General features: G+C 62.3%; 18 protein-coding genes and 1 pseudogene. 8 read left to right on the top strand and 11 right to left on the bottom strand.

Annotation, left to right across the window (positions count from 1 at the left end; all coding sequences use genetic code 11):
• Positions 1 to 155 precede the first annotated feature (155 nt).
• The 3 genes from alc to puuE are packed head-to-tail and all read right to left on the bottom strand — an operon-like array spanning position 156 to position 2,608.
• A complete protein-coding gene (gene alc / locus REH34_RS05720; RefSeq protein ID WP_311971059.1) occupies positions 156 to 1,151 on the bottom strand; it encodes an allantoicase in 996 nt (331 codons plus the stop codon).
• 24 nt (positions 1,152 to 1,175) lie between these two features.
• A complete protein-coding gene (gene uraD / locus REH34_RS05715) occupies positions 1,176 to 1,685 on the bottom strand; it encodes a 2-oxo-4-hydroxy-4-carboxy-5-ureidoimidazoline decarboxylase (protein ID WP_311971058.1) in 510 nt (169 codons plus the stop codon).
• Complete coding sequence (gene puuE, locus REH34_RS05710) at positions 1,682 to 2,608, bottom strand: allantoinase PuuE (protein WP_226505693.1); 927 nt, start codon at positions 2,606 to 2,608, stop codon at positions 1,682 to 1,684. The genes uraD and puuE overlap by 4 nt, the downstream gene beginning before the upstream one ends.
• A 173-nt stretch (positions 2,609 to 2,781) precedes the next feature.
• Here puuE and uraH point away from each other — a divergent pair, with 173 nt between their 5' ends.
• Complete coding sequence (gene uraH, locus REH34_RS05705; protein ID WP_311971057.1) at positions 2,782 to 3,135, top strand: hydroxyisourate hydrolase; 354 nt, start codon at positions 2,782 to 2,784, stop codon at positions 3,133 to 3,135.
• Between the two features lie 16 nt (positions 3,136 to 3,151).
• On the opposite strand, the gene REH34_RS30140 is transcribed toward uraH, so the two are convergent.
• On the bottom strand, positions 3,152 to 3,550 hold the full coding sequence (locus tag REH34_RS30140; RefSeq protein WP_409373251.1) for an RHS repeat-associated core domain-containing protein: 399 nt from the start codon (positions 3,548 to 3,550) through the stop codon (positions 3,152 to 3,154).
• A 240-nt stretch (positions 3,551 to 3,790) separates the two neighbouring features.
• Here REH34_RS30140 and REH34_RS05695 point away from each other — a divergent pair, with 240 nt between their 5' ends.
• Together REH34_RS05695 and REH34_RS05690 are read left to right on the top strand one after the other, a co-directional pair.
• On the top strand, positions 3,791 to 5,287 hold the full coding sequence (locus tag REH34_RS05695) for a YdgA family protein (protein ID WP_226505691.1): 1,497 nt from the start codon (positions 3,791 to 3,793) through the stop codon (positions 5,285 to 5,287).
• Positions 5,288 to 5,503: 216 nt separating this feature from the next.
• Positions 5,504 to 6,256, top strand: coding sequence for a GntR family transcriptional regulator (locus tag REH34_RS05690; protein ID WP_311971056.1), 753 nt, complete (start codon positions 5,504 to 5,506; stop codon positions 6,254 to 6,256).
• Between the two features lie 186 nt (positions 6,257 to 6,442).
• Here REH34_RS05690 and guaD read toward each other — a convergent pair whose 3' ends face one another.
• The 4 genes from guaD to xdhA all read right to left on the bottom strand — a co-directional run bounded on the left by guaD (position 6,443) and on the right by xdhA (position 12,779).
• Positions 6,443 to 7,744, bottom strand: a complete 1,302-nt coding sequence (gene guaD, locus REH34_RS05685) for a guanine deaminase (protein ID WP_311971055.1) — start codon at positions 7,742 to 7,744, stop codon at positions 6,443 to 6,445.
• 167 nt (positions 7,745 to 7,911) lie between these two features.
• The gene (xdhC, locus tag REH34_RS05680) at positions 7,912 to 8,757 is read right to left on the bottom strand and encodes a xanthine dehydrogenase accessory protein XdhC (protein WP_226505688.1); all 846 of its coding nucleotides are present in this window, start codon (positions 8,755 to 8,757) and stop codon (positions 7,912 to 7,914) included.
• A gap of 184 nt (positions 8,758 to 8,941) precedes the next feature.
• Positions 8,942 to 11,332, bottom strand: a complete 2,391-nt coding sequence (gene xdhB / locus REH34_RS05675) for a xanthine dehydrogenase molybdopterin binding subunit (protein WP_311971054.1) — start codon at positions 11,330 to 11,332, stop codon at positions 8,942 to 8,944.
• On the bottom strand, positions 11,325 to 12,779 hold the full coding sequence (gene xdhA / locus REH34_RS05670; protein WP_311971053.1) for a xanthine dehydrogenase small subunit: 1,455 nt from the start codon (positions 12,777 to 12,779) through the stop codon (positions 11,325 to 11,327). The genes xdhB and xdhA overlap by 8 nt, the downstream gene beginning before the upstream one ends.
• A 266-nt stretch (positions 12,780 to 13,045) precedes the next feature.
• On the opposite strand from xdhA, the gene REH34_RS05665 reads away from it, so the two are divergent.
• From REH34_RS05665 to ligA, 4 genes and pseudogenes are all read left to right on the top strand, one after another.
• Positions 13,046 to 13,705: a GntR family transcriptional regulator gene (locus REH34_RS05665; RefSeq protein WP_226505685.1), complete on the top strand. Its 660-nt coding sequence runs from the start codon at positions 13,046 to 13,048 to the stop codon at positions 13,703 to 13,705.
• Between the two features lie 2 nt (positions 13,706 to 13,707).
• Positions 13,708 to 17,314, top strand: a pseudogene (gene smc / locus REH34_RS05660) (chromosome segregation protein SMC).
• 200 nt (positions 17,315 to 17,514) lie between these two features.
• Positions 17,515 to 18,390: a cell division protein ZipA gene (gene zipA, locus REH34_RS05655; protein WP_226505683.1), complete on the top strand. Its 876-nt coding sequence runs from the start codon at positions 17,515 to 17,517 to the stop codon at positions 18,388 to 18,390.
• Between the two features lie 75 nt (positions 18,391 to 18,465).
• A complete protein-coding gene (gene ligA / locus REH34_RS05650) occupies positions 18,466 to 20,814 on the top strand; it encodes an NAD-dependent DNA ligase LigA (RefSeq protein WP_311971052.1) in 2,349 nt (782 codons plus the stop codon).
• Positions 20,815 to 20,986: 172 nt separating this feature from the next.
• Here ligA and REH34_RS05645 read toward each other — a convergent pair whose 3' ends face one another.
• Entirely contained in the window at positions 20,987 to 21,238 is a 252-nt protein-coding gene (locus REH34_RS05645) for a hypothetical protein (protein WP_311971051.1), read from the bottom strand.
• A 349-nt stretch (positions 21,239 to 21,587) separates the two neighbouring features.
• The gene (locus REH34_RS05640; RefSeq protein ID WP_311971050.1) at positions 21,588 to 22,520 is read right to left on the bottom strand and encodes an RHS repeat-associated core domain-containing protein; all 933 of its coding nucleotides are present in this window, start codon (positions 22,518 to 22,520) and stop codon (positions 21,588 to 21,590) included.
• A gap of 193 nt (positions 22,521 to 22,713) precedes the next feature.
• Here REH34_RS05640 and REH34_RS05635 point away from each other — a divergent pair, with 193 nt between their 5' ends.
• Positions 22,714 to 22,848 (top strand): hypothetical protein, encoded by a 135-nt coding sequence (locus tag REH34_RS05635; RefSeq protein ID WP_311971049.1) that lies wholly within the window; start codon positions 22,714 to 22,716, stop codon positions 22,846 to 22,848.
• A 5-nt stretch (positions 22,849 to 22,853) separates the two neighbouring features.
• On the opposite strand, the gene REH34_RS05630 is transcribed toward REH34_RS05635, so the two are convergent.
• Positions 22,854 to 23,909, bottom strand: coding sequence for an AraC family transcriptional regulator (locus tag REH34_RS05630; protein ID WP_311971048.1), 1,056 nt, complete (start codon positions 23,907 to 23,909; stop codon positions 22,854 to 22,856).
• Positions 23,910 to 23,933: the final 24 nt, after the last annotated feature.

Below are 23,933 nucleotides of genomic sequence, written 5' to 3'. Positions count from 1 at the left end.
GCTCTTGGGGCAGTGGTGGGAGTGTAGATGCAACTTTTGCACCGGCATCTGCGGGAATATCTTGTGCAATCGGGGCTGGCCTATTCGCGAGCAAGCTTTGCTCCCACACTGTGGGAGCAGGCTCGCGCGATCGGCGGCGAAGGCGTCCTCGACGTTTACCGCGCCACCTTGCCTAACACCCGCAGCCGGCTCACACCGCCATCGGGGAATACGTTCAGGCGGATATGCGTGATCGCCCCGAGGTCCTTGATCTGCTCCGCAAAGCTGTGCTCCTGGTGCATCTGCAGTTTCTGGCTGGGCAGCAATTCGCGCCAGAACAGGCTCTGGGTTTCGATCTGGCTGTCGGTGCCGCCTTTGACGAACGCGCCCTGGATCGAGCAGCTGTCCGGGTAGTTGCCCTTGAAGTGCAGGGTGTCGACTATCACTTGTTCGACCACGCCGGCATGGCCCAGGGCGATGATCACCCAGTCGTTGCCAGGGGTGCGACGCCGGGCGGTTTCCCAGCCGTCGCCCATGTTCACCCCGCGGCCGGGGTTGAGCAGGTTGCCCATGCTGCCGTAATGCTCGTCGGAACAGGCCAGTGCGCGGCCGCCGTTCAGCGACGACACCAGGTCGAGCTGTTCGCTGGCATCGACTGCAGACCAATCGCGGTGCGGCACGCCGTACACGCGCAAACGCGCAATGCCGCCATCCGGGTAGATATTGAAGCGTAGGTGGCTGAACGCCTGGGCGTCGCTGATGGCGTGGTAGTGATGGCTGTTGCCTTGCAGCTCCACCGCCGGAAGGATTTCCACCCACTGGGTGCTCTCGGTCGGGCCGCCCTCGGCGACGAAGCAGGCTTCGAGCGACGCCGACGGCGGGAAGTTGCCGGTGAAGAACGAGGTATCGATGTCGACGCCTTTGATCGAACCGGCCACGCCGAGGCGAATCACTGCGCTGTCGTAGCCTTCGAAACGCTTGCGGCGCGATTCCCAGCCGTCCATCCACTTGCCGTTGTCGTCGAACACGCCCTCTTTCCATACCGCAGGCGTGGGCTGGAACAGGCGGTTGACGTCGGCGAACCAGTCGTCGGTGACCGACAGCGCCCGGGTGCCCAGGCGCGCGTCGGCCAGGTTGACGTATTTTTCGAAGGGTGCGGCGTAGGTTTTCATTGGACGTGGCCTCGAATTAGAGAGTCAAAGAGCTTGCAGACGGAACAATGCGATTTTGTTGATCTCGGCCAGGGCGCAGGCGAACTCGACTTCGGCCGAATGGTGGATGCGCTGCTCGAAGGCGGCCAGGATCTGATGCCGGTCGCTGCCCTTGACCGCCATGATGAACGGGAACCGGAAACGTGCCTTGTAGGCCTCGTTGAGTTCGGTAAAGCGCGTGAATTCGGCCGGCGTGCACAGGTGGATACCGGCGCCCGCTTGCTCGTTGGTGCTGGCGGCGGTCAGCTCGCCCTGAATGGCGGCCTTGCCGGCCAGGTCCGGGTGCGCATTGATCAGTGCCAGTTGTGCGGCGTGGTCAGCGTGCAGCAGCACAGCGCTCATGCGCTCGTGCAGGGGTTCGATATCGTCCGTCAACGGTGCCTTATCGAAGGCCTGTTCGGCGACCCAGGGGGAGTGCTCGTAGATATCACCGAAGGTGGCGATGAACTGCTCGCGGCTCAGGGTCGATGGCCGCAGCGTTTTGAAAGCGGTCATTGCGCGGCCTCGAACGGGTGAGTGGCGTGCCAGTGGCGCGCGATGTCGACGCGGCGCGTGAACCACACCTGCTCGTGGCCTTTGACGTACTCGATGAAGCGCTTGAGCGCCGCCAACCGCGCCGGCCGCCCGATCAAGCGACAGTGCAGGCCGATGGAGAGCATCTTCGGTGCTTCGGCGCCTTCCGCATAGAGCACGTCGAAGGCGTCCTTGAGGTACTGGAAGAACTGCTCGCCATTGTTGAAACCCTGTACCTGGGTAAAGCGCATGTCGTTGGTGTCCAGGGTGTAGGGGATCACCAGGTGCGCCTTGCCGGTGGGGGTGTGCGGCTCCCAGTAGGGCAGGTCATCGTCGTAGGTGTCGCTGTCGTACAGAAAGCCACCTTCTTCCATCACCAGCCGGCGCGTGTTCGGGCCGGTACGGCCGGTGTACCAGCCCTGCGGCCGCTCACCGCTGATCTCGGTGAGGATCCGAATGGCCTCGGCCATGTGCGCACGCTCGGTGGCCTCGTCCAGATACTGATAGTCGATCCAGCGCAGGCCATGGCTGCAGATCTCGTGGCCATCGGCAACCATGGCGCGGATCACGTCCGGGTGGCGCTGGGCGGCCATGGCTACGGCGAAGATGGTCAGCGGGATATCGAACTGCTTGAACAACTTGAGGATGCGCCACACGCCGGCCCGGCTACCGTACTCGTACAACGACTCCATGCTCAGGTTGCGCACGCCCTGCAGCGGCTGGGCAGCGACCATCTCGGACAGAAAGGCTTCGGATTCCTTGTCGCCATGGAGGATATTGCGCTCGCCACCTTCTTCGTAATTGAGCACGAACGACAGGGCGATGCGCGCGTTGCCGGGCCACTGTGGATGCGGGGGCGTGTTGCCATAGCCAATCAGGTCGCGGGGGTAGTCGGCGCTGCTCACAGGAGGCATCCTTTTATCAAGTGCGAGAGGCGGCTTCGATCAGGCCGCGATTTTTGGATTGTATACAACTAAAGATTGATTTTGTAACCTGAGTGTCGCAAATTCCTCAGGCCTGACGTTTTCAGGCTACACCACCCCTTCGGCCTTTCGGCTACCGAAAAAGGACACCCTCCATGGGCAAGATCACCACACACGTGCTGGACGCCGCCCACGGCTGCCCCGGCAGTCAGATCGCCGTCGAGTTGTATCGAGTCGAGGGCCAGGCGTTGATCCTGCTCAACAGCGTCGTGACCAACAGCGATGGCCGCTGTGATCAGCCGGTGTTGCAGGGTGAGGCGTACCGCAGCGGTGTGTATCAGTTGCAGTTTGCGGTAGGGGATTACTACCGGGCGCGGGGCACGGTGCTCCCTGATCCGGCATTTCTCGATGTGGTAGTGCTGCGCTTCGGGATCGATGAAGCACAGGATCATTACCATGTGCCGTTGTTGGTGTCGCCGTACAGTTATTCGACTTATCGGGGGAGTTGATCTCAGGTTGCAGTTCCTAGACTGCTGTTGCGTAGGTGGCCTGATTGAGCTTTAGGCGAGCCGATAGGTTATGTAGCGGAGTATCTTTGCGAGGGCTTCGGGGTATTGATTTAGCCATGAAGCGCTTTGGAGTCTTGAGCAGATTGACTGGATGATGTCCGGTGGGAACGGCTTTATTTACAGGGTCTGCAGCACAATACACATAGCTGTTCAGCCCTCCTTCTCCGAAAGGGCTCAGCGAATCAGGACTTTGAAATCGAGCGATTGCTGTATTGAATACTCTGTAACCATTACCCAGCCAGTAGTGGCCTGTCAGCGGATCGATATGTTCGCCATTGAAACCACTTGAGGTCGATGGGTCATTGGCGTGGTGACCGAAAGGCAAATAGTTACGCCAGACTTTCTCAGTGGTCACTCCGGCAACTGAACGTTGCGCATCGGTGCACAGTAAAGCAATCGTGTGTGCGGCTTGTTGATGTCCAGTGATGGGGGAGTCCTCGAAAATGTCGACTAGCGTCGCGCAGCCTCCCTTAGCGGCATAGCTGGCAGATCTGCTAGGTCCACCACCCCCGCGACTCGTGGCAGGCTTTGCGGCTGTGCTACCCTCCCACCCCACAAAAACTCCCCAATCGAACGGAACTCGTCGAGTCGACTCATGAAAAAAGCAGTAAGCATTGTAGCGGGCGTAGTCGTGGTAATCGGTGCACTGGCGACAGCAGGCGCCTGGTACACCGGCACGCAACTTGAAGGCGTGTTGAACACCGGCGTGGCCAACGCCAACCAGCAGTTCGACACCAATATGGTCGGGCCGGACGGCAAGGCGGTCATGCACCTCGAATTGCTTTCGCTGGAGCGTCACCTGTTCAGCAGCACTGCGCACTACCGTTTGCAAGTGCATGGCAAAGGTCTTGGCGATGATGGCCAGCCGGTCGAACTGTTGTTCGTCGATCATATCGAGCATGGCCCGCTGCCCGCGTCGCGTCTCAAAAGCCTCAATCTGCTGCCGGTAATGGCCACCAGTAATCTGGCACTGGAGCCTGGCCCGTCCACGGCACAATGGTTTGCCGTCAGCAAGGATCCGGTGCCGTTGAGCGCCCATATCAGCATTCACTACGGTGGCGACAGCAGCGGCACGCTGAATTTCGCACCGTTGGAAATGAAATCCGACAAAGGCACGTTCACCTTCTCCGGGCTCAAGGCAGATGTGTCGGCAGGCGCCAACGCCGACAATTACGCGGTCAATGGCCTGGCAGCCGATCTGCAGGTGCAGGGCACCGACGATCAGGGCCGCCCCGTGCACATGCAGCTCAAGGACCTGAGCTTCAACCTCGGCGGCACCCGTGGCCAGTCCGGCTTCTACCTGGGCCACAACGATGCCAAGGTCGGGCTGGTGACGGTGCAACTGCCGGACGTATTGCCGTTCGAGCTGCAGGGCATGACGACCACCTCTATGGCGCAGGAAGCGCAAGGCATGCTGGGCGGTGAAATGAGCTACAACGTTGACAGCATTACCCTGGGTGGCAAGCCGCTGGGGCAGTTGCGCTCGCTGTTCAAGTTCGGTCAGTTCGATGCCGCGGCGAGCAAATCGCTGTACCAGCTGTTTCAGACCAAAGTCGCGCCGCAGCAGCAAGCCGCCGCGGCGGCGGGTATTCCGTTCAAGTTGCAGCTCAGCGATGCCGACGAGCAGGCCATGAAAGGCGATATCACCAAGCTGCTCGCCGCCAAGCCGCATATCGAGCTGCAGGACCTGTCGCTCAAGACGGCCAATGGCCTCGGGCAGATGAGCCTGGCAATCGACCTGGCGCCAGTGCCGTTGAGCGGTACCGCCGTGGCTCCGACCTTTGGCGCCAACCTGTTGGGCGCAGTGGACGCCAAGGTGTCGTTGAGCAAGGCCATGCTCAATGACCTGGGCGTGGCGCAGGCCAATATCCAGGGCATTACCGACCCAGCGGCGATCGCGCAGAATGGCAAGAACGTCAGCGATATGGTCAGCGGCATGGCGGTGATGCTGCAACTGGGCAAGGCCGATGGCGATAACGTCACTTCGCAGCTGCATTACGAAGCCGGCATGGTCGACTTCAATGGTCAACGCATGACCGGGCCACAGTTCCTGGCCAGTGTGCTGGGGCGCTTCGGGCTGGGGCAGCGCTGATTCATTCGGGCGGCCTTGAGGGCCTCTTCGCGGGCAAGCCTTGCTCCCACAGGTAGCTGCTCCCACAGTGTGTGTAGGGTCAGAACTGTACACCAGTGGGAGCAAGGCTTGCCGCGAAGAGGCCTGCACTGATTGCACAAGGCGTGGCGCGATAGTCACGCCTTGGAGCTATTGTGTACAATCGCGGCCTCACCCGAGCTTCGCCTTCGAGTCGCCATGAACGATCAGCTGCCCTCCCTCAAAAAACCCGTAGGCACCGCCAAGACTGCCCGCACGGGCACCCAGGACGACCGCGTCTACGCGCATATCTTCGAGGCGATTCTGGAGCAGCGGCTGGCGCCAGGCACCAAGCTCAGCGAAGAAGCGCTGGGGGAAATCTTCGATGTCAGCCGTACCATCATTCGCCGTGCGCTCTCGCGCCTGGGGCATGAAGGCGTGGTGCTGCTGCGGCCCAATCGCGGTGCGGTGGTGGCCAGCCCCAGTGTCGAGGATGCACGGCAGGTGTTCTTCGCCCGGCGCCTGGTCGAGCGGGCGATCACCGAGTTGGCGGTGCAACATGCGGGCGCCGAAGAGTTGGCCGAGTTGCGGCAGATGGTCAATGACGAGCGCGACAGCTTTGCCCGCGGTGACCGTGGGGCCGGGATTCGTTTGTCTGGCGAGTTTCATCTCAAGCTGGCCGAGGCCGCCCGCAACACCCCGCTGATCAGTTTTCAGCGCAGCCTGGTGTCGCAGACTTCATTGATCATCGCTCAATACGAGAGCGGCAATCGCTCGCACTGCTCCTACGATGAACACACCCAGTTGATCGATGCAATCGAGGCCCGGGACGCGGTGCTGGCGGTGGAATTGATGATGCACCACATGGATCACATCGACGACAAGCTCAACCTCGATCCGGACAATGCGTCGGACGATCTGCACGCGGTGTTTTCGCATTTACTGGGTGGCAAGAGTGCGATCAAGGTCTGATCTTTTTCGGTTGCTTGCACTGGCCTCTTCGCGGGCAAGCCTTGCTCCCACAGATGTACGCTGATAGATCTCTTTACACTGTGGGAGCAAGGCTTGCTCTCACAGATGTACGCCGATAGACCTCTTTACACTGTGGGAGCAAGGCTTGCCTGCGAAGGGGCCCTCAGTAGCACCTCACATCTCGATCTACCGTTGATGCACCAACCCCCCCGCCGCATAGGTCTGCGCCACCGTGCGGTCGTCCCCCAGCGTCATCAGCACGAACAATGTCTCCTCGAAGCTCTTCGACTGGCTGATGCGGTAATCCAGCAGCGGCGTCGCCTTGTAGTCCAGCACCACGAAGTCCGCATCGCTGCCGGGCTGCAATGTGCCGATACGCTCTTCGAGGCGCAGCGCCCGCGCGCCGCCCAGGGTCGCCAGATACAGCGACTTGAAGGGGCTGAGCTTCTCACCCTGCAACTGCATCACCTTGTAGGCCTCGTTGAGGGTTTGCAGCAGCGAAAAGCTGGTGCCGCCGCCGACATCCGTGCCCAAGCCGACGTTGACCTTGAAACGCTCGGCCTGAGCCAGGTTGAACAGGCCACTGCCCAGGAACAGGTTCGAGGTCGGGCAGAAGGCGATCGCCGAACCGGTTTCGGCCAGCCGCGCGCATTCGTCGTCACACAAATGCACGCCATGGGCCAGCACCGAGCGCTCGCCTAGCAACTGATAGTGGTCATAGACGTCCAGGTAGTTCTTGCGCTCCGGGAACAGCGCCTTGACCCATTCCACTTCCTTGACGTTCTCGCTGATGTGGGTCTGCAGGTACAGGCCCTTATGTTCGCTCAGCAGTTGCCCGGCCAAGGTCAATTGCTCGGGCGTGCTGGTGGGCGCAAAACGCGGCGTCACCGCATAGTGCAGCCGGCCCTTGCCATGCCAGCGCTCGATCAGCGCCTTGCTCTCGGCATAGCTGCTGTCGGCGGTGTCGGTCAGGTAGTCGGGGGCGTTGCGGTCCATCATCACTTTGCCGGTGATCAGCCGCAGGTTCAGGCGCTCGGCGGCTTCGAACAAGGCGTCGACCGACTCGGGATGCATGCTGGCGAACACCAACGCGGTGGTGGTGCCGTTGCGCAGCAGTTCGGCGAGGAAGATCTCGGCCACCTGGTCGGCGTGGGCCTTGTCGCCGAACTGGCTTTCGCAGGGGAAGGTGTAGTTGTTGAGCCAGTCCAGCAATTGCTCGCCGTAGGCGCCGACCATGCCCGTTTGCGGAAAATGGATGTGAGTGTCGATGAAGCCGGGGGTAATCAGGGCGTTTTCGTACTCGATCAGTTCGACGTCGCCCAGGGTCGGCAATAGCGTTTCAGCGGGGCCGACCGCCTTGATCAGATCGTCTTCGACCAGCAGCACGCCATCGGCGAAATATTCATAGGACGCCTCGATGCCGACCTCGGCCGGGTCGGCGATGCTGTGCAGGATGGCGGCGCGGTAGGCGGTACGGGTAGAGCTCATGGTCGGGTCTCACGCAGATGGCTTGGTGAAAAAGGGTAGCGATTTGTGGTGGTCTTGGGGGCCCTTTCGCGGGCAAGCCCTGCTCCCACAGGTGTACGGCAGTAGACCTGCTTGCACTGTAGGAGCAAGGCTTGCCCGCGAAGAGGCCATCGGCATCGACGCATCGCTCAAGGCCTGACCTGGGCGCGTCGCGATACCGGCAGCAACTGCGCCACGGGCTCGCCGCTACGCACGCGGGTGGTACCAAAATTGGCGTTATACGTCGCGATGATCTCCGCCGCGATCGACACTGCAATTTCGATCGGCAGCTTGCCCTTGACCTCGGCCAGCCCCATCGGGCAGCGCATCCGCTGCAGCACCGCCGGCGCAAAACCGCGATCGCGCAGCCGATGTTCGAACTTGGCGCGTTTGGTTTTCGAGCCGATCAGGCCGAACCAGGTGAAGTCGTTACGCGCCAGGATCGCTGCGCTCAGTTCCAGATCGAGTTGATGATTGTGGGTCATGACGATGCAATAGCTGCCCGCTGGCAGCTCGTCGACTTCCTCCACAGGCTCCTCGGCCACTATTTTGTGCACCCCGGCCGGGATCTGGTCGGGAAATTCCTGCTCGCGCGAATCGATCCAGCGTACCCGGCACGGCAGGCTGGCGAGCAGTGGCACCAAGGCGCGGCCGACATGGCCGGCCCCGAACACGGCGATTTGCGCCTGCACCGCTGCCATCGGTTCGAACAGCAATACCGTGGCGCCGCCGCAGCACTGGCCCAGGCTGGCGCCGAGGCTGAAGCGCTGCAGGTGCGGGCCCTGGCTGGCGTTGGCGAGCATCTCGCGGGCGATGCGCATGGCCTCGTATTCCAGGTGACCGCCGCCGATGGTGTCGAACAGCTGCCGCGCGCTGACGACCATCTTCGAACCGGCATTGCGCGGCGTCGAGCCGAGCTCCTCGATGATGGTCACCAACACGCACGGTTCGCCCTGGGCTTGCAGGTCGGCGAGGGCGCTGATCCAGTTGTTCATGGTTTGGATTCCTCGGTGTGCTTGCGGGCCCCTTCGCGGGCAAGCCCTGCGCCCACAGATATACGCCGCTGGCGCTGTGTGCACTGTGGGAGCAAGGCTTGCCCACCAAAAGCCCGACCCAGCCTGCGCCGATGCATCCGGATAACCCCTGCACCCGCCGCACACCCTGCTAGTTGCCAGCCCATCAAACCACCTCCACCGCAGCCGGCACACTCGCCCCAGCCACCGCCCGGCGCATCTGCTCACACCCCCACAACACCCGCTCGGGCGTTGCTGGGGCGTCGATATCAGGCTGCAGACGATAATCCCCAAGGCTCGCCACCGCATCCTTGATCGCGCACCAAGCGGCAATACCCAGCATGAACGGCGGCTCACCCACGGCTTTGGAATGGAACACCGTGTCCTCGGGATTCTTGCGGTTCTCCACCAAAGTCACGCGCAGGTCGATAGGCATGTCCGCCACCGCCGGGATCTTGTAGCTGGCCGGGCCGCTGGTCATCAGCTTGCCCTTGCTGTTCCATACCAGCTCTTCGGTGGTCAGCCAGCCCATGCCCTGGATGAAGCCGCCCTCGACCTGGCCGATATCGATCGCCGGGTTCAACGAGGCGCCCACATCGTGAAGGATGTCGGTGCGCAGCATCTTGTATTCGCCCGTCAGGGTATCGACGATCACCTCGGCGCACGCCGCGCCATAAGCGAAGTAATAGAACGGCCGACCGCGGGCCTGGGAGCGATCGTAGAAAATCTTCGGGGTCTTGTAGAAGCCGGTGCTCGACAACGACACCTGCGCGAAATACGCCTGCTGCACCAGGGTCTCGAAGCTCAACAGCTCTTCGCGCACACGCACATGACCGTTGCGAAATTCCACGTCCTCTTCGCTGACCCGATAATGCCGCGCGGCGAACTCCACCAGCCGCTGCTTGAGCGTCTGCGCGGCATTCTGCGCGGCCTTGCCGTTCAGATCAGCACCGCTGGAGGCGGCGGTGGGCGAGGTGTTCGGCACCTTGTCGGTGTTGGTGGCGGTGATCTGGATACGCTCGATATCGACCTGAAACACCTCGGCCACCACCTGCGCGACCTTGACGTTCAGGCCCTGGCCCATTTCGGTGCCGCCATGATTGAGATGAATACTGCCATCGGTATAGATATGAATCAGCGCACCGGCCTGGTTGAGAAAACTGGCGGTAAACGAGATACCGAACTTGACCGGCGTCAGCGCCAGGCCCTTCTTGAGGATCGGGCTGTGGGCGTTGTATTGGCGGATCGATTCGCGGCGCTGGTGGTAATCGCTGCTGGCCTCGAGGTCTGCGGTCATCTCTTCGAGCAGGTTGTGTTCGACGGTCTGGTGATAGTGGGTGACGTTGCGCTCGGTCTTGCCGTAGTAGTTGGCCTTGCGCACCTGCAGCGGATCGACGCCCAGATGACGAGCGATGCGGTCCATCACCTCTTCGATGGCGACCATCCCTTGCGGGCCGCCGAAGCCGCGGTAGGCGGTGTTGGATGCCGTGTGGGTCTTGCAGCGATGGCCGTTGATGGTCGCGTCGCCCAGGTAATAGGCGTTGTCGGCATGGAACATCGCGCGGTCGACGATCGAGGCCGAAAGGTCCGGCGAGCAGCCGCAGTTGCCGGCCAGATCCAGAGCGATGCCGTGCAGGCGGCCGCTGTCGTCAAAGCCCACGTCGTATTCGATATAGAACGGATGGCGCTTGCCGGTCATCAGCATGTCTTCGACCCGCGGCAGGCGCATCTTGGTCGGTTGCCCGGTCAGGCGCGCGATCACCGCACACAGGCAGGCGGGGCTGGCGGCCTGGGTTTCCTTGCCGCCAAAGCCTCCGCCCATGCGGCGCATGTCGACCACCACCTTGTTCATCGGCACGGCCAGCACTTCGGCCACCAGCTTCTGGATTTCGGTGGGGTTTTGCGTTGAGCAGTAAACGATCATGCCGCCGTCTTCGCTGGGCATCACTGAGGAAATCTGCGTCTCCAGATAGAAGTGCTCCTGACCGCCGATGTGCAGGTTGCCCTGCAGGCGATGCGTGGCGGTGGCCAGGGCACCCGCCGAATCGCCCCGCTGATGGGTGTGACTGTCGAGCACGAAGTGGCGTTTGCGCAGCGCCTCGACCACGTCCAGCACCGGCTCCAGGTCTTCATACTCGATGACCGCCGCCATGGCTGCACGGCGCGCGGTGTCGAGGTCGCAGGCGGCGACGGCGAGCACCGGCTGACCGACGAACTGCACGGTGTCGATCGCCAGCAGCGGGTCGCCGGGCAGCAGCGGGCCAATGTCCTTGAGGCCGGGGATGTCCTCGTGGGTAATGGCGATGCGCACGCCCTCGATGGCGTAGCAGGGCGCTGTGTCGATGCTGAGGATGCGCGCGTGGGCACGGTCGGACAGCCGCGCGTACACATGCAGCTGGTTGGGGAATTCCAGCCGATCGTCGATGTAGATCGCCTCGCCTGTCACGTGCTTGTCGGCGCTGTCGTGCTTGACGCTGCGGCCGACGCCGGTGCTCAGGCCCTGGGCGAACAGCGCGGCCATTTCTTCCTGAGTCTTGATGACGTGGGGGTTAGACATAGGCGGTCACCCGGGTTTCGATATGCGGCGTATTGAGCTCGATGAAGTATTTGCGCAGCAGGTTCTGCGCGCTCAGCAGGCGGTATTCCTTGCTGGCGCGAAAGTCCGACAGCGGTGTGAAGTCATCGGCCAGCGCGGCACCGGCGGCTTCGACAGTCGCCGCTGTCCACGGCTGACCGATCAGCGCCGCCTCGGCGGCTCGCGCCCGCTTGGGAATCGCCGCCATCCCGCCGAACGCCAGGCGCGCCTCAACCACCAGCCCCTGCTCGACGCGCAGATTGAACGCCGCACACACCGCGGAAATGTCGTCGTCCAGGCGTTTCGACAGTTTGTAGGCACGGAAACGCCAGGCCGTGTCGGCACGCGGCACGATGATCTTTTCGATGAATTCGCCGGGCCGGCGCACGGTCACCCGGTAGTCGATGAAATAGTCCTGCAAGGGCAGGGTGCGAGTGCTGAGGCCTTGGCGCAGCACCACCTGCGCGCCGAGAGCGATCAGCAGCGGCGGCGAGTCGCCGATGGGCGAGGCATTGCCGATATTGCCGCCCAGGGTGCCCTGGTTGCGGATCTGCAGGGAGGCGAAGCGGTGCAGCAGGGCGCCGAAGTCCGGGTACTCCGCAGCCAGCGCCGCGTAGCAATCGGTCAGCGGCGTCGCGGCGCCGATTTCCAGGCGATCGGCGAAGGTGTCGATGCGCTTCATCTCGGCGACGTTGCCGACGTAGATCATTACCGGTAGCGGGCGATGGAACTGGGTCACTTCCAACGCCAGATCGGTGCCGCCGGCCAACAGCCGGGCATCGGGCTGCTGGGCATACAGCTCGGCGAGGTCGGCCACGGTCAGCGGCAGCAGGCAGCGTTTGTCGGCATCTGCCAGTTCGGCGGTGGCCTTGGGCGCGATGGCCTTGAGCTGGGCGATGGTGCTGGCCTCGCGGGCATCGAACTGGTCCGGCTGCGCCTGGCAGCAGGCTTGCTCGGCAGCGGCGAGGATCGGCCGGTAGCCGGTGCAGCGGCACAGGTTGCCGGCCAGAGCCTCCTGCGCCTGATGCAAGTCGGCGCCGTCGCTGTTCTTCTGCAGGGCGAACAGTGACATGACGAAGCCCGGCGTGCAGAAACCGCACTGTGAGCCGTGGCAGTCGACCATGGCCTGCTGCACGCTGTGCAGTTGCCCCTGATGTTTGAGGTCTTCAACGCTGAGCAGTTGCTTGCCGTGCAGGGCCGCCACGAACGTCAGGCACGAATTGAGGCTGCGATAACGGATGTGCTCGCGGCCCTCGGCGTTGATGTCCAGCTCGCCGACTACCACGGTACAGGCGCCACAGTCACCGCTGGCGCAGCCTTCTTTGGTGCCGGGCTTGTGCAGATGCTCGCGCAAGTACTCCAACACCGTCATGTTGGGGTCCAGCGCGTGCTCGCTGCGCAATTGCTGGTTGAGAAGAAACTGGATCACGGTAGGGCCTCGTGCGCGCTGCTTTTTAGTATGGACCGCTGCTAGGGCGGAATTTAGACAGCTGCAGTAACAGTGGTCAATTATTTTCTGACTTTCGGGTCAAGATATCGCTCCATGGCCCTCATTGGTGGCCAGAGCCCGCTCCCTCAGGCGCAGGCATATCCGCTTCGACCTGCTTATTCCATGCCAACCCACACTCCGCTTATGGCCAGCAATTGCGGTACACTGCGCCCCTTGCACCGTTGACTGATTGATGAAGGATAGCCATGACGTTCAAGGCACCGGACAGCCTTTCCGAGCAGATTGCCCATTACCTGGCCGAGCGCATCATTCGCGGCGAGCTCAAACCCGGCGAGCGCATACAGGAACAAAAGGTCACGCAGGCTCTCAATGTCAGCCGTGGCTCGGTGCGCGAGGCGTTGCTGATCCTGCAGCGCCGGCACCTGATCGTGATTTCCCCGCGCCGTGGCGCCCAGGTCAGCGAACTCAGCGCCCACAAGGTGCAGAGTCTGTGCAGCCTGATGAGCGAAATGTACATCCTGCTCGGCATCGCCGTGGCCCAGCGCTGGAAGGTCGAAGCCGACCTCGCGCCGTTCCTGGTGATCCAGCAGCGCCTCGAGGATGCCGAGGCGCGTCGCGATATCACCGCGTTCGTCGACGACAGCTTCAATGTCATGCGCGCGGCGTTCTCGTTCGCCGACAACCCCTATCTGCAAGAAACCGTCGAGAACCTGCAACCCGCCATGAGCCGCAACTATTACCTGGCCCTCGAACAGCGCAAGGCCTCGATGAACGAATACCTGGCGCTGTTCGGCGAGCTGCTTGCCGCTGTGGTGGCCCGTGACCCAGTGCGCGTGCGTGCGGTACTTACCGAGTATGGCGCGCGCAGCTGCCAGTTGGTGCTGTCCGCCCTCAAGGCCGGCTGACCGTGCGGCTCAAATCGATCAAGCTGGCCGGGTTCAAGTCGTTCGTCGACCCTACCACCGTCAACTTCCCCAGCAACATGGCGGCAGTGGTCGGCCCCAATGGCTGCGGCAAATCCAACATCATCGACGCCGTGCGCTGGGTGATGGGCGAGAGCTCGGCCAAAAATCTGCGCGGCGAGTCGATGACCGACGTCATCTTCAACGGCTCCACCAGCCGCAAGCCGGTCAGCCAGGCCAGTATCGAGCTGATTTTCGACAACAGCGACAGCACGCTGGTGGGCGAATACGCGGCCTACGCGGAGATTTCCATCCGCCGCAAGGTCACCCGCGACGCGGCGAATACCTATTACCTCAACGGCACCAAATGCCGCCGCCGGGACATCACCGATATCTTCCTCGGCACCGGCCTGGGCCCGCGCAGCTACTCGATCATCGAGCAGGGGATGATCTCCAAGCTGATCGAGGCGCGCCCCGAGGACCTGCGCAACTTCATCGAAGAAGCCGCCGGCATCTCCAAGTACAAGGAGCGTCGGCGCGAGACTGAAACCCGCATCCGCCGTACCTTTGAAAACCTCGAACGCCTCACCGACCTGCGCGAAGAACTCGAACGCCAGCTCGAACGTTTGCAGCGTCAGGCCCAGGCCGCAGAAAAGTATCAGCAGTACAAGGCCGAGGAGCGCCACCTCAAGGCGCAGCTGTCGGCGTTGCGCTGGCAGGCACTGAACGAGCAGGTCAGCCAGCGCGAAGGGGTGATCGGCAACCAGGAGGTCAGTTTCGAGTCGCTGGTGGCCGAGCAGCGCAATGCCGATGCCAGCATCGAGCGCCTGCGCGACGGGCACCACGACCTGTCCGAGCGCTTCAATCTGGTGCAGGGGCGCTTCTATTCCGTGGGTGGCGATATTGCCCGGGTCGAGCAGAGCATTCAGCACGGCCAGCAACGCCTGCGCCAGTTGCAGGACGATTTGCGCGAGGCCGAGCAGGCGCGGCAGGAGACCGAGTCGCACCTGGGCCACGACCGCACCTTGCTGGCGACCCTGGGCGAAGAGCTGGAAATGCTCGAGCCCGAGCAAGAGCTGACCAGCGCCGCCGCCGAAGAGGCCGCCGCTGCATTGGAAGAGTCCGAGCTGGGCATGCACGGCTGGCAGGAGCAGCTTCAATACCCGTTCCGCCGAGCCGCGCCGTCAGGCCGAGGTGGTGCAGGCACGTATCCAGCAGCTCGAGCAATCGATGGAGCGCCTGGCTGAGCGTCAGCGCCGCCTTGGCGAGGAGCTGGCGCTGTTGGCTGCCGACCCGGAAGACGCGGCCATTCTCGAACTGAGCGAACAGCTGGCCAGTACCGACCTGCTGCTCGAAGAGCTGCAACTCACCGATGAGCAGCAGGGTGAGCGTCTGGAGCAGACGCGCCAGCAACTGCAATCCGCGACCCGCGATCAGCAACAGGCGCAAGGCGAGTTGCAGCGCCTCAATGGCCGGTTGGCCTCGTTGGAGGCCTTGCAGCAGGCGGCGCTCGATCCAGGCACCGGGACGGCCGAGTGGCTGCGCGAGCAGGGCCTGGATCAGCGCCCGCGGCTGGCCGAAGGATTGCGCGTCGAGGCGGGCTGGGAGCTGGCGGTGGAGACGGTGCTCGGCGCTGATTTGCAGGCGGTGTTGGTGGATGATTTTGCCGGGCTGGAGCTGGCCGGGTTTGAACAGGGGGATTTGCGCCTGGTCGGCGGGCCCCTTCGCGGGCAAGCCTCGCTCCCACAAGGGCGCGCGGATGCTGACCCAGCAAAATTCCCACAAGGGCGCGCGGATGCTGACCCAGCAAAATTCCCACAAGGGAACGCAGATCCTGTGGGAGCAAGGCTTGCCCGCGAAGGGGGCCGAGAGCGCCTGCTCGATAAGGTCGAAAGTTCAGTCGATCTGGCCCCGTGGCTGGCGAACATCATCCCCGTCGAAACCCTCGACGACGCACTGGCCGCACGCACCCGTCTGCAAGAAGGCCAAAGCCTCATCAGCCGCGACGGCTACTGGGTCGGCCGCCACTTCCTGCGGGTATCCCGCGCCAGCGACGCCCACAGCGGTGTACTCGCCCGTGCCCAGGAACTCAAAGACGCCGAGGCCGATCGCGAACTGCGCGAAGCCGCCCTGGCGACCCTCGACGAGCAGTTGCAACAACTGCGCGAGCAACAGCAACAGGACGAACAAAGCCGCGAGCAGACCCGCCGCCAATTGCAGGAACAAGCCCGCCACCAAGGCGAGCTCAAGGCCCAGCTGTCCGCCAGCAAGGCTAAGGCCGAGCAACTGACCCTGCGCCGCCGTCGCCTCGACGAAGAACTCGCCGAACTGGCCGAGCAGCGCGCGCTGGAAACCGAATCCGTCGGCGAGTCGCGCCTGCACCTGCAGGACTCCCTCGACGCCATGGCCCTGGACACCGAACAACGCGAACTGCTGCTGGCCCAGCGCGACAGCCTGCGCGAGCGCCTCGACCGGGTCCGCCAGGATGCGCGTCAGCACAAGGACAACGCCCACCAACTGGCCCTGCGCCTGGGCTCGTTGCGTGCCCAACACGCCTCCACACGCCAGGCGCTGGAACGCCTGGAGCAGCAATCGGAGCGCCTGACCGAGCGCTTCGAGCAGCTCAACCTGGGCCTGGAGGAGGGCGAGGCGCCGCTCGAAGAACTGCGCCTCAAGCTCGAAGAGCTGCTCGAGCGGCGCATGGCCGTCGACGATGAAATGCGCATCGCCAAGAACGCCCTTGAAGATGCCGACCGCGAACTGCGTGAGGCCGAAAAACGCCGCACCCAGGCCGAGCAGCAATCGCAGCTGATCCGCGGTCAGATGGAGCAGCAGCGCATGGAGTGGCAAGCCCTGAGTGTGCGCCGCACCGCTCTGCAGGACCAACTGCTGGCTGACGGCTACGACTTGCACGGCGTGATCGCCACCCTGCAGGACTCGGCCAACGAAAAGGACGCCGAGCAAGAGCTCGAAAGCATCAATGGGCGCATCCAGCGCCTGGGCGCCATCAACCTTGCGGCCATCGACGAATACCAGCAGCAATCGGAACGCAAACGTTACCTCGACGCGCAGAATGCCGACTTGGTGGAAGCCCTCGAAACCCTCGAAAACGTCATCCGCAAGATCGACAAGGAAACCCGCAACCGCTTCAAGGACACCTTCGACAAGGTCAATGGCGGCCTGCAGGCGCTTTTTCCGAAAGTTTTTGGCGGTGGCAGCGCTTATTTGGAACTGACGGGCGAAGATTTACTCGATACAGGGGTCACAATCATGGCCCGTCCGCCCGGCAAGAAGAACAGCACCATCCATTTGCTCTCCGGTGGCGAAAAGGCGTTGACGGCATTGGCCCTGGTTTTTTCGATTTTCCAGCTCAATCCGGCGCCCTTCTGCATGCTCGACGAGGTCGACGCGCCGCTGGACGATGCCAACGTGGGGCGCTATGCGCGGCTGGTCAAGGAGATGTCGCAAACGGTGCAGTTCATCTATATCACCCACAACAAGATCGCCATGGAAATGGCCGATCAGCTGATGGGGGTAACGATGCACGAACCGGGCTGTTCGCGACTCGTCGCCGTGGACGTCGAAGAGGCAATGGCCTTGGTCGACGCGTGAATCGGCAGTTTTTGACGCTAAAAGCCCGCTTTGTAGCAGCCAGGTGCGACAGACGGTGTAAAGTTGACACAGGTCGTGCTAGTTTTAGCTAAATATTTCGTGCGTGGGAAAACGCCTGTCAGAACATAGGCTTGGCGCCACGTTTTAAAGGGGTTTAAACCCTTGTTTTTCAGCATTTTTTATTAGAGGCACGGGATTACATGGAATTCGGTCTGCGCGAATGGCTGATCGTTATCGGCGTCATAGTCATCGCCGGTATCCTTTTTGACGGCTGGCGCCGGATGCGCGGCAGCAAAAAAGGCAAGCTCAAATTCAGGCTCGACCGCAGTCTCTCCAATTTACCGGATGACGACAGCAGTCCAGAAGTCCTGGGCCCCTCACGCGTGCTCGACGAGCCGCGCGAGCCGGAACTCGATGAGCACGACCTGCCTTCGATGTCGGCCCCGGCCCGCGAGAGCCGCGAAACGCCCAAGCGCGCCAAGCGCCAAAGCGAACCGCAGGCCCCCGACATGAACCTCAAGCTCGATCTCGGCGAGCCGAGCTTCAGCAGCCGCGACAACGACTTCCCGGACGATAGCCCGGTGCCTCCCTTCAATGGCAATGGCAATGGCAATGGCAATAGCGAAGCTGCGGACCTGCCGCCGGTTGAAGAAGTACTGGTGATCAGTGTGATCTCGCGCAGTGAAAGCGGCTTCAAGGGCCCGGCGCTGCTTCAGAACATTCTGGAAAGCGGCCTGCGCTTCGGCGAGATGGACATCTTCCACCGCCATGAGAGCATGGCCGGCAACGGTGAAGTGCTGTTCTCGATGGCCAACGCGGTCAAGCCAGGGGTGTTCGATCTCGACGACATCGACCACTTCAGTACCCGCGCGGTGAGCTTCTTCCTCGGCTTGCCGGGCCCGCGTCATCCCAAGCAGGCGTTCGACGTGATGGTCGCCGCCGCCCGCAAGCTGGCTTTCGAGCTGGACGGCGAGCTCAAGGATGACCAGCGCAGCGTGCTGACCGCGCAGACCATAGAACACTACCGTCAACGCATCGTCGAATTCGAACGTCGCGCCCTGACCCAGAAACGCTGAGGCAACGCCTCAGCGGCGACACCAGAACCAACCAGAGAGCAGCCCAGGCTGCTCTCTTGCATTACGAGAGCCCCCATGAACGCTGCCCAAACCCGCATCCTTGAACTGCGCACCGAACTCGACGAGCACAACTACCGCTACCACGTGCTCGACGAACCGAGCATTCCGGATGCTGAATACGACCGCCTGTTCCGCGAACTCAAGGCTCTCGAAGCTGAGCACCCACAGCTGGTGACCCCCGATTCGCCCACCCAGCGCGTCGGCAATGCCGCGCTCACGGCGTTCAGCCAGGTGCGCCACGAAATTCCCATGCTCAGCCTCGGCAACGCCTTTGAAGACGACGACCTGCGCGAGTTCGACCGCCGTGTCCACGAAGGCCTCGACCAGCCCACCGGCGACCTGTTCGCCCGCACCCTGGAATACAGCTGCGAACCCAAACTCGACGGCCTGGCGGTCAGCCTGCTGTACCAGGACGGCCAACTGGTGCGCGGTGCTACCCGTGGCGACGGCACCACCGGCGAAGACATCAGCGTCAACGTGCGCACCGTGCGCAACATCCCGCTCAAGCTCAAGGGCAGCGGCTGGCCGGCGCTGCTCGAAGTGCGCGGCGAAGTGTTCATGTCCAAGGCCGGCTTCGAGCGCCTCAACCAGAACCAGGCCGAGCTCGGTGGCAAGACCTTCGCCAACCCGCGTAACGCCGCCGCCGGCAGCCTGCGCCAGCTGGATTCGAAGATCACCGCCAGCCGCCCGCTGGAATTCTGCTGCTACGGCCTCGGCCAGGTGACGGCGGACATCGCCAGCACCCACATCGACAACCTCAAGCAGTTGCAGCAGTGGGGCATGCCCATCAGCCGCGAGCTGAAAGTGGCCAAGAGCATCGAAGACTGCCTGGACTACTACCGTGACATCGGCACGCGCCGCAGCGCCCTGACCTATGAAATCGACGGTGTGGTGTTCAAGGTCAACAGCATTGCCGCGCAACGCGAATTGGGCTTTCGCGCCCGCGAACCGCGCTGGGCCATCGCCCACAAGTTCCCAGCCATGGAAGAGCTCACCGAGGTGCTCGACGTCGAGTTCCAGGTCGGCCGCACCGGCGCCGTCACCCCGGTGGCGCGGCTCAAGCCGGTCAAGGTGGCGGGCGTCACCGTGTCCAACGCCACCTTGCACAACATGGGCGAAATCGCCCGGCTGGGGGTCAAGATCGGCGACACGGTGATCATCCGCCGCGCTGGCGACGTCATCCCGCAGGTCATGCAAGTGGTACTCGAACGTCGCCCGGCAGATGCCCGCGATGTGCATATCCCAGAGCAATGCCCAGTGTGCGGCTCGCCTGTCGAGCCGACGCTGCTGGTCAAGCGCAGCAAGGGCAAGGAAACCGTCAGCGCCGGCGCAGTGTACCGCTGCACCGGTCGCCTGGCCTGCGCCGCGCAGCTCAAGCAGGCGATCTCGCACTTTGTGTCGCGCCGCGCCATGGACATCGATGGGCTGGGCGAAAAGATCGTCGAGCAGCTGGTGGACGAGAAGCTCGTGGGCTCACCCGCCGATCTGTTCAACCTGACGTTCGAGCAGGTCGTCGAGCTCGAAGGCTTTGCCGAGGTCTCCAGCCGCAACCTGATCGCGGCTATCGACGCCGCCAGGAAGCCGGGGCTGGCGCGGTTCATCTACGCGCTGGGGATCCCCGACGTGGGCGAAGAGACCGCCAAGGTGCTGGCGCGCTCCTTGGGTTCGCTGGAGCGCATCCGTCAGGCCATGCCGCAGGTGCTGACCTACCTGCCGGATGTGGGGTTGGAAGTGGCGTTCGAAATCAACGAGTTCTTTCAGGATCCACATAACCAGGACGTCATCGATGCCCTGGCCGCCCAGTTGGAGATTCAGGATCAGGGCGAGTTGAGCGCCGAGTTCGCCGCCAGCACCACCTTGGCGGGGTTGATCGACAAGCTGCATATCCCGTCGATCGGGCCGACCGGGGCGCAAAAATTGACGGACAAGCTCGGTTCGCTGGAGAAGATTCTGGCCGCCGACGGCATCGACCTGCGTCAGGCGCTCAACGAGAAACCGGCCAAGGCGGTCGCGGACTTTTTCGCCGTCGACGCCAACGCCGATCTGGCCAAACGCATCGAAGCACAACTGCTGGCCTTCGGCATGCACTGGGCCAGCGAGAAGAAGGTGGTCGAAGGCCTACCGCTCGCTGGGCAGACCTGGGTGCTCACCGGCAGCCTGGAGCGCATGAGCCGTGACGTCGCCAAGGACAAGCTTGAAAGCCTCGGCGCCAAGGTGGCGGGTTCGGTATCGGCCAAGACCCACTGCGTGGTCGCCGGCCCCGGCGCCGGCTCGAAACTGGCCAAGGCCAACGAACTGGGGCTCGAGGTGCTGGATGAAGACCAGTTCGTCAGCTTCCTTGAAGGGCAGGGTCTGTCGGCGTAAAAATCCGATACCCACTCTGGTCGAACTTGCCTCCCAGCACATATCCCGGCTGACCCTGTGGCCTCAACCTAAAACCCCGGCTGACCCTGTGGCGAGGGGGCTTGCCCCCGATAGGCCGGAACTGATGCACCACGGTGTGTCAGACCAACCCAATCGGGGGCAAGCCCCCTCGCTACATCCTGTGGCCAACGCCTCCAGCCAGCCCCCGCTCCATCGCCGCAAACGACACGCACACATCCCCCAGCAGAAAGTCGAACACCTCGCAGGTGCGCAAAAAATCCCGGTTATTCAGATCATGAAAGGTCGCTCGCGTCAGCAACTGCGCAAGGTCCCGGGCGGCGCGGGCGCGGCAGGTGGGGTCTTCGTGCAGGTCGGCGAGTTGGGTCGAGGTGTTGCAAGGGCGGTGCGAGGAATTGGCAGCCATATCACTCCATGCGAACAAACGGTGCCACCGCATCGGCGAGTGATGGGGTGGCAGTTGTGAGAGGGTTCGCGGACCGTGCAAACAAGTTAAATCGGCACACCCGAAGGTTTCCCTCTCACAACCGCCATGACGCGATTGGGTGTTCACAGCAACACCTCCCTAAAAGCGCGCTGACAAGCCTGGCGATGCGCGGACTGCGAAATCCGGTCGTTTATTTGGTAACAACGGCGGCGACTATGAAGGTCCGCGGCACCCGTACAAAGCAATAAATCGCTACAAGATGTTAGCAACGAATATATTATATTCATCGCTCGTTTAGGTCACGCCTTTCGATATGAACGTATATAAGCTAGCGAATGCGCCTGGGTGAGTACACGTCGGCTGTGGTGTCGGGCCGGACACGTTGAGCGAGACGTACGTTCTCGAGTTTGTACTTGTAGATACTCTTTTCGATGTTGATAGGTATTTTTATGCCCTTCTGAATATTTTGTGAGCGCGAAATGATGTTTGCTATGTCTGTACCTGAATAGGTTGTGATGAGGTCATTTTCATAAGCTTTTATTTTTAGTCCGGTGAGGTTGTGTAGCTCCTGGGCAAATGAATGCCCGCTCCCTGCGCCCAAACGGCAGGAAAGAAGATGTATGCGTTTATAGTTTCCTGGTAGAACGTTATTCAATTTCAATAGTTCTGCAAGCCCGGCAGCTTCAATTCCAGAGTCTTTTGATAGGTTGATTCGGCCGTTGCCACCGTGTGCATGAATAAATAAGGTCTTGTCCCCTTTGTAGTAATCGCTAGACCAAAATGCTTCTGGGCCAAGTACGCCGACCTCTTTAATTTTGTAGGTGGAAAACTTTACACGTGTATACTCAGCCGGCGTCCCGACTAGCACGGATCCCTGCGTCCTTCCCCTGGTAAGGCGCCGAAATAATTTAACCGGATCAATGCTGAAATGCCCAGACGGGTCTATGCGGTTCGCAGGATCATTTCCCACGTAGGCATAGGCGTTAAGGCCTCCCGCTGCGAACGGGCTAAGACTATCAGGGCTATGGAATCGCATCAGCAGTGGATTGAATGCTCGGTAGCCATTTCCAAGCAGATAGACGTTGGTGGCAGGCTCGTGATAGCACCCGTTGAATGCGGATCTGGGACCGATAGAATCATCCGTCTGCAAAAATCCAAAAGGTGAATAGCTCCTGACGCCAATTTCATCGCCATTGATCGCCGCTATTACCGATTGCGTTATGCTCGGTGCCAGTAGGGTTGTCTGTGTTTGGGGGCTCATGGCAATACTCCATCGTGATCTTCCGGCCAAATCTGACAGGGGTGAAGGGTTCCCGCCTAGCTCACAGATCTGCCAGCTTGCGTATCTGGTTCTTGTATGCTCAACGTTCGTCAGTCCTTCCGTTGGCCCACCTTCACCAACCCGCCACCCAACCGTCACCCAAGGTTCACAGCGGCACTTTATCGTCAGGTCCATGGTCAATAACCCCACGCCCATCTACCACGACGAAAAGGAGTCCGGCATGGACGATTACTGGGAAGAACTGCTTGAATACCGCGCTGCCGAAACCGATCCGCTGGAACCCGCTGACGACGCCACCGAGCTCTGATCCCGCTACTGGGGAGCGCTTCGGCCCGCGCGCCGAAACTCCCCGGGGGTCTGTCCGCACCAGCGCTTGAACGCCCGTTGAAACGCCTCCGCTGAAGCAAACCCCAACAGATAGGCAATCTCGCCAAAGGCCAATTCCGTGTCGCGGATATAGGTCATGGCCAGGTCGCGCCGCGTGTCATTGAGAATCGCGCGAAACTGCGTGCCTTCCTCGGCCAGCCGGCGTCGCAGCGTCCACACCGGCAGCTTCAGGCGTGCCGCCACCTCATCCAGATCCGGCTCGCGACCGCCGCTCAGCAAGGGCCCCAGCAATTGCATGATGCGCTCGCCCAAGCTGCGAGTCCGCGTCTGTTGCGTTAGCGCCTGTTCGCACAGCGCGAGCAACTCCTGCCAGGTGCCGGGGCAGTGCGCCGGGTTGCGCAGGGCAAGGCTGGCCTGATCAAGGCGCAGCTGGTTAGCGGCGCTGGCGAACTGCACGGGCTGCACACTCAACGGCTGATAAAACGCGGCGTAGGCGGGGGCCTCGAATTCGATTTCCAGGCGCTGCGCTTGCACCGCTGCACCGGCAACGCTTGATAGCTGCGCCAGCCAGCCGCTGAGTACCGCGTCCACCACAAAACGGTTATAGGCGTTGTAGGGACTGATGGAATAGAAGCGCAGCCACGCGCCATCGGCGTCTTCAGCGAAGCTCGACTGGCCGCGGTAGTTGGTGGCATACAACGGCTCGAAGCGGATCATCGCCCGCGCCGCTTCGCGCACGGTCGGCGCCTGGGCGGCAGTGATCCCGGCCAGCCCGGCGTGGGGCAAGCGGCTGCAGGCGCCCATGTGCAACCCCAGTGCGGGCTCGGCACACAGCTGCATCGCCGCATGGCCCAGGCGCATGTAACGAGGGATCGACAGCCGCGCGCCGGGGCTGGCCAGGCGTTCAGGGTCAAGCCCATACGCCGCCAGCAACGGCAGCGGGTCCTGGTGCAGTTGGCGAATGGCTGCCGCCAGGCTGTGGATAAAGCCTACGGACAAATCGCCCAGGCGCAGCGGCAGGGGTTGGCGGGTGTCAGTCATTTTGGGTGGCACCGAGGGATTTTT

Source organism: Pseudomonas baltica, from assembly GCF_031880315.1.
In the GTDB taxonomy this organism is placed as follows: domain Bacteria; phylum Pseudomonadota; class Gammaproteobacteria; order Pseudomonadales; family Pseudomonadaceae; genus Aquipseudomonas.
The sequence above is the reverse complement of the archived record's forward strand: the minus strand, read 5'-3'. Positions and strand labels throughout refer to the sequence as shown.

What these genes read in the sequence shown, in the direction of transcription:
- REH34_RS05640 (WP_311971050.1), bottom strand. Translation starts at nt 22,520, where the DNA reads ATGAGCCCCCAAACACAGACAACCCTACTGGCACCGAGCATAACGCAA.
- xdhB (WP_311971054.1), bottom strand. Translation starts at nt 11,332, where the DNA reads ATGTCTAACCCCCACGTCATCAAGACTCAGGAAGAAATGGCCGCGCTG.
- uraH (WP_311971057.1), top strand. Translation starts at nt 2,782, where the DNA reads ATGGGCAAGATCACCACACACGTGCTGGACGCCGCCCACGGCTGCCCC.
- ligA (WP_311971052.1), top strand. Translation starts at nt 18,466, where the DNA reads ATGAACGCTGCCCAAACCCGCATCCTTGAACTGCGCACCGAACTCGAC.
- guaD (WP_311971055.1), bottom strand. Translation starts at nt 7,744, where the DNA reads ATGAGCTCTACCCGTACCGCCTACCGCGCCGCCATCCTGCACAGCATC.
- REH34_RS05690 (WP_311971056.1), top strand. Translation starts at nt 5,504, where the DNA reads ATGAACGATCAGCTGCCCTCCCTCAAAAAACCCGTAGGCACCGCCAAG.
- REH34_RS05695 (WP_226505691.1), top strand. Translation starts at nt 3,791, where the DNA reads ATGAAAAAAGCAGTAAGCATTGTAGCGGGCGTAGTCGTGGTAATCGGT.
- REH34_RS05630 (WP_311971048.1), bottom strand. Translation starts at nt 23,909, where the DNA reads ATGACTGACACCCGCCAACCCCTGCCGCTGCGCCTGGGCGATTTGTCC.
- uraD (WP_311971058.1), bottom strand. Translation starts at nt 1,685, where the DNA reads ATGACCGCTTTCAAAACGCTGCGGCCATCGACCCTGAGCCGCGAGCAG.
- alc (WP_311971059.1), bottom strand. Translation starts at nt 1,151, where the DNA reads ATGAAAACCTACGCCGCACCCTTCGAAAAATACGTCAACCTGGCCGAC.
- REH34_RS05665 (WP_226505685.1), top strand. Translation starts at nt 13,046, where the DNA reads ATGACGTTCAAGGCACCGGACAGCCTTTCCGAGCAGATTGCCCATTAC.
- zipA (WP_226505683.1), top strand. Translation starts at nt 17,515, where the DNA reads ATGGAATTCGGTCTGCGCGAATGGCTGATCGTTATCGGCGTCATAGTC.
- xdhC (WP_226505688.1), bottom strand. Translation starts at nt 8,757, where the DNA reads ATGAACAACTGGATCAGCGCCCTCGCCGACCTGCAAGCCCAGGGCGAA.
- REH34_RS05645 (WP_311971051.1), bottom strand. Translation starts at nt 21,238, where the DNA reads ATGGCTGCCAATTCCTCGCACCGCCCTTGCAACACCTCGACCCAACTC.
- REH34_RS05635 (WP_311971049.1), top strand. Translation starts at nt 22,714, where the DNA reads ATGGTCAATAACCCCACGCCCATCTACCACGACGAAAAGGAGTCCGGC.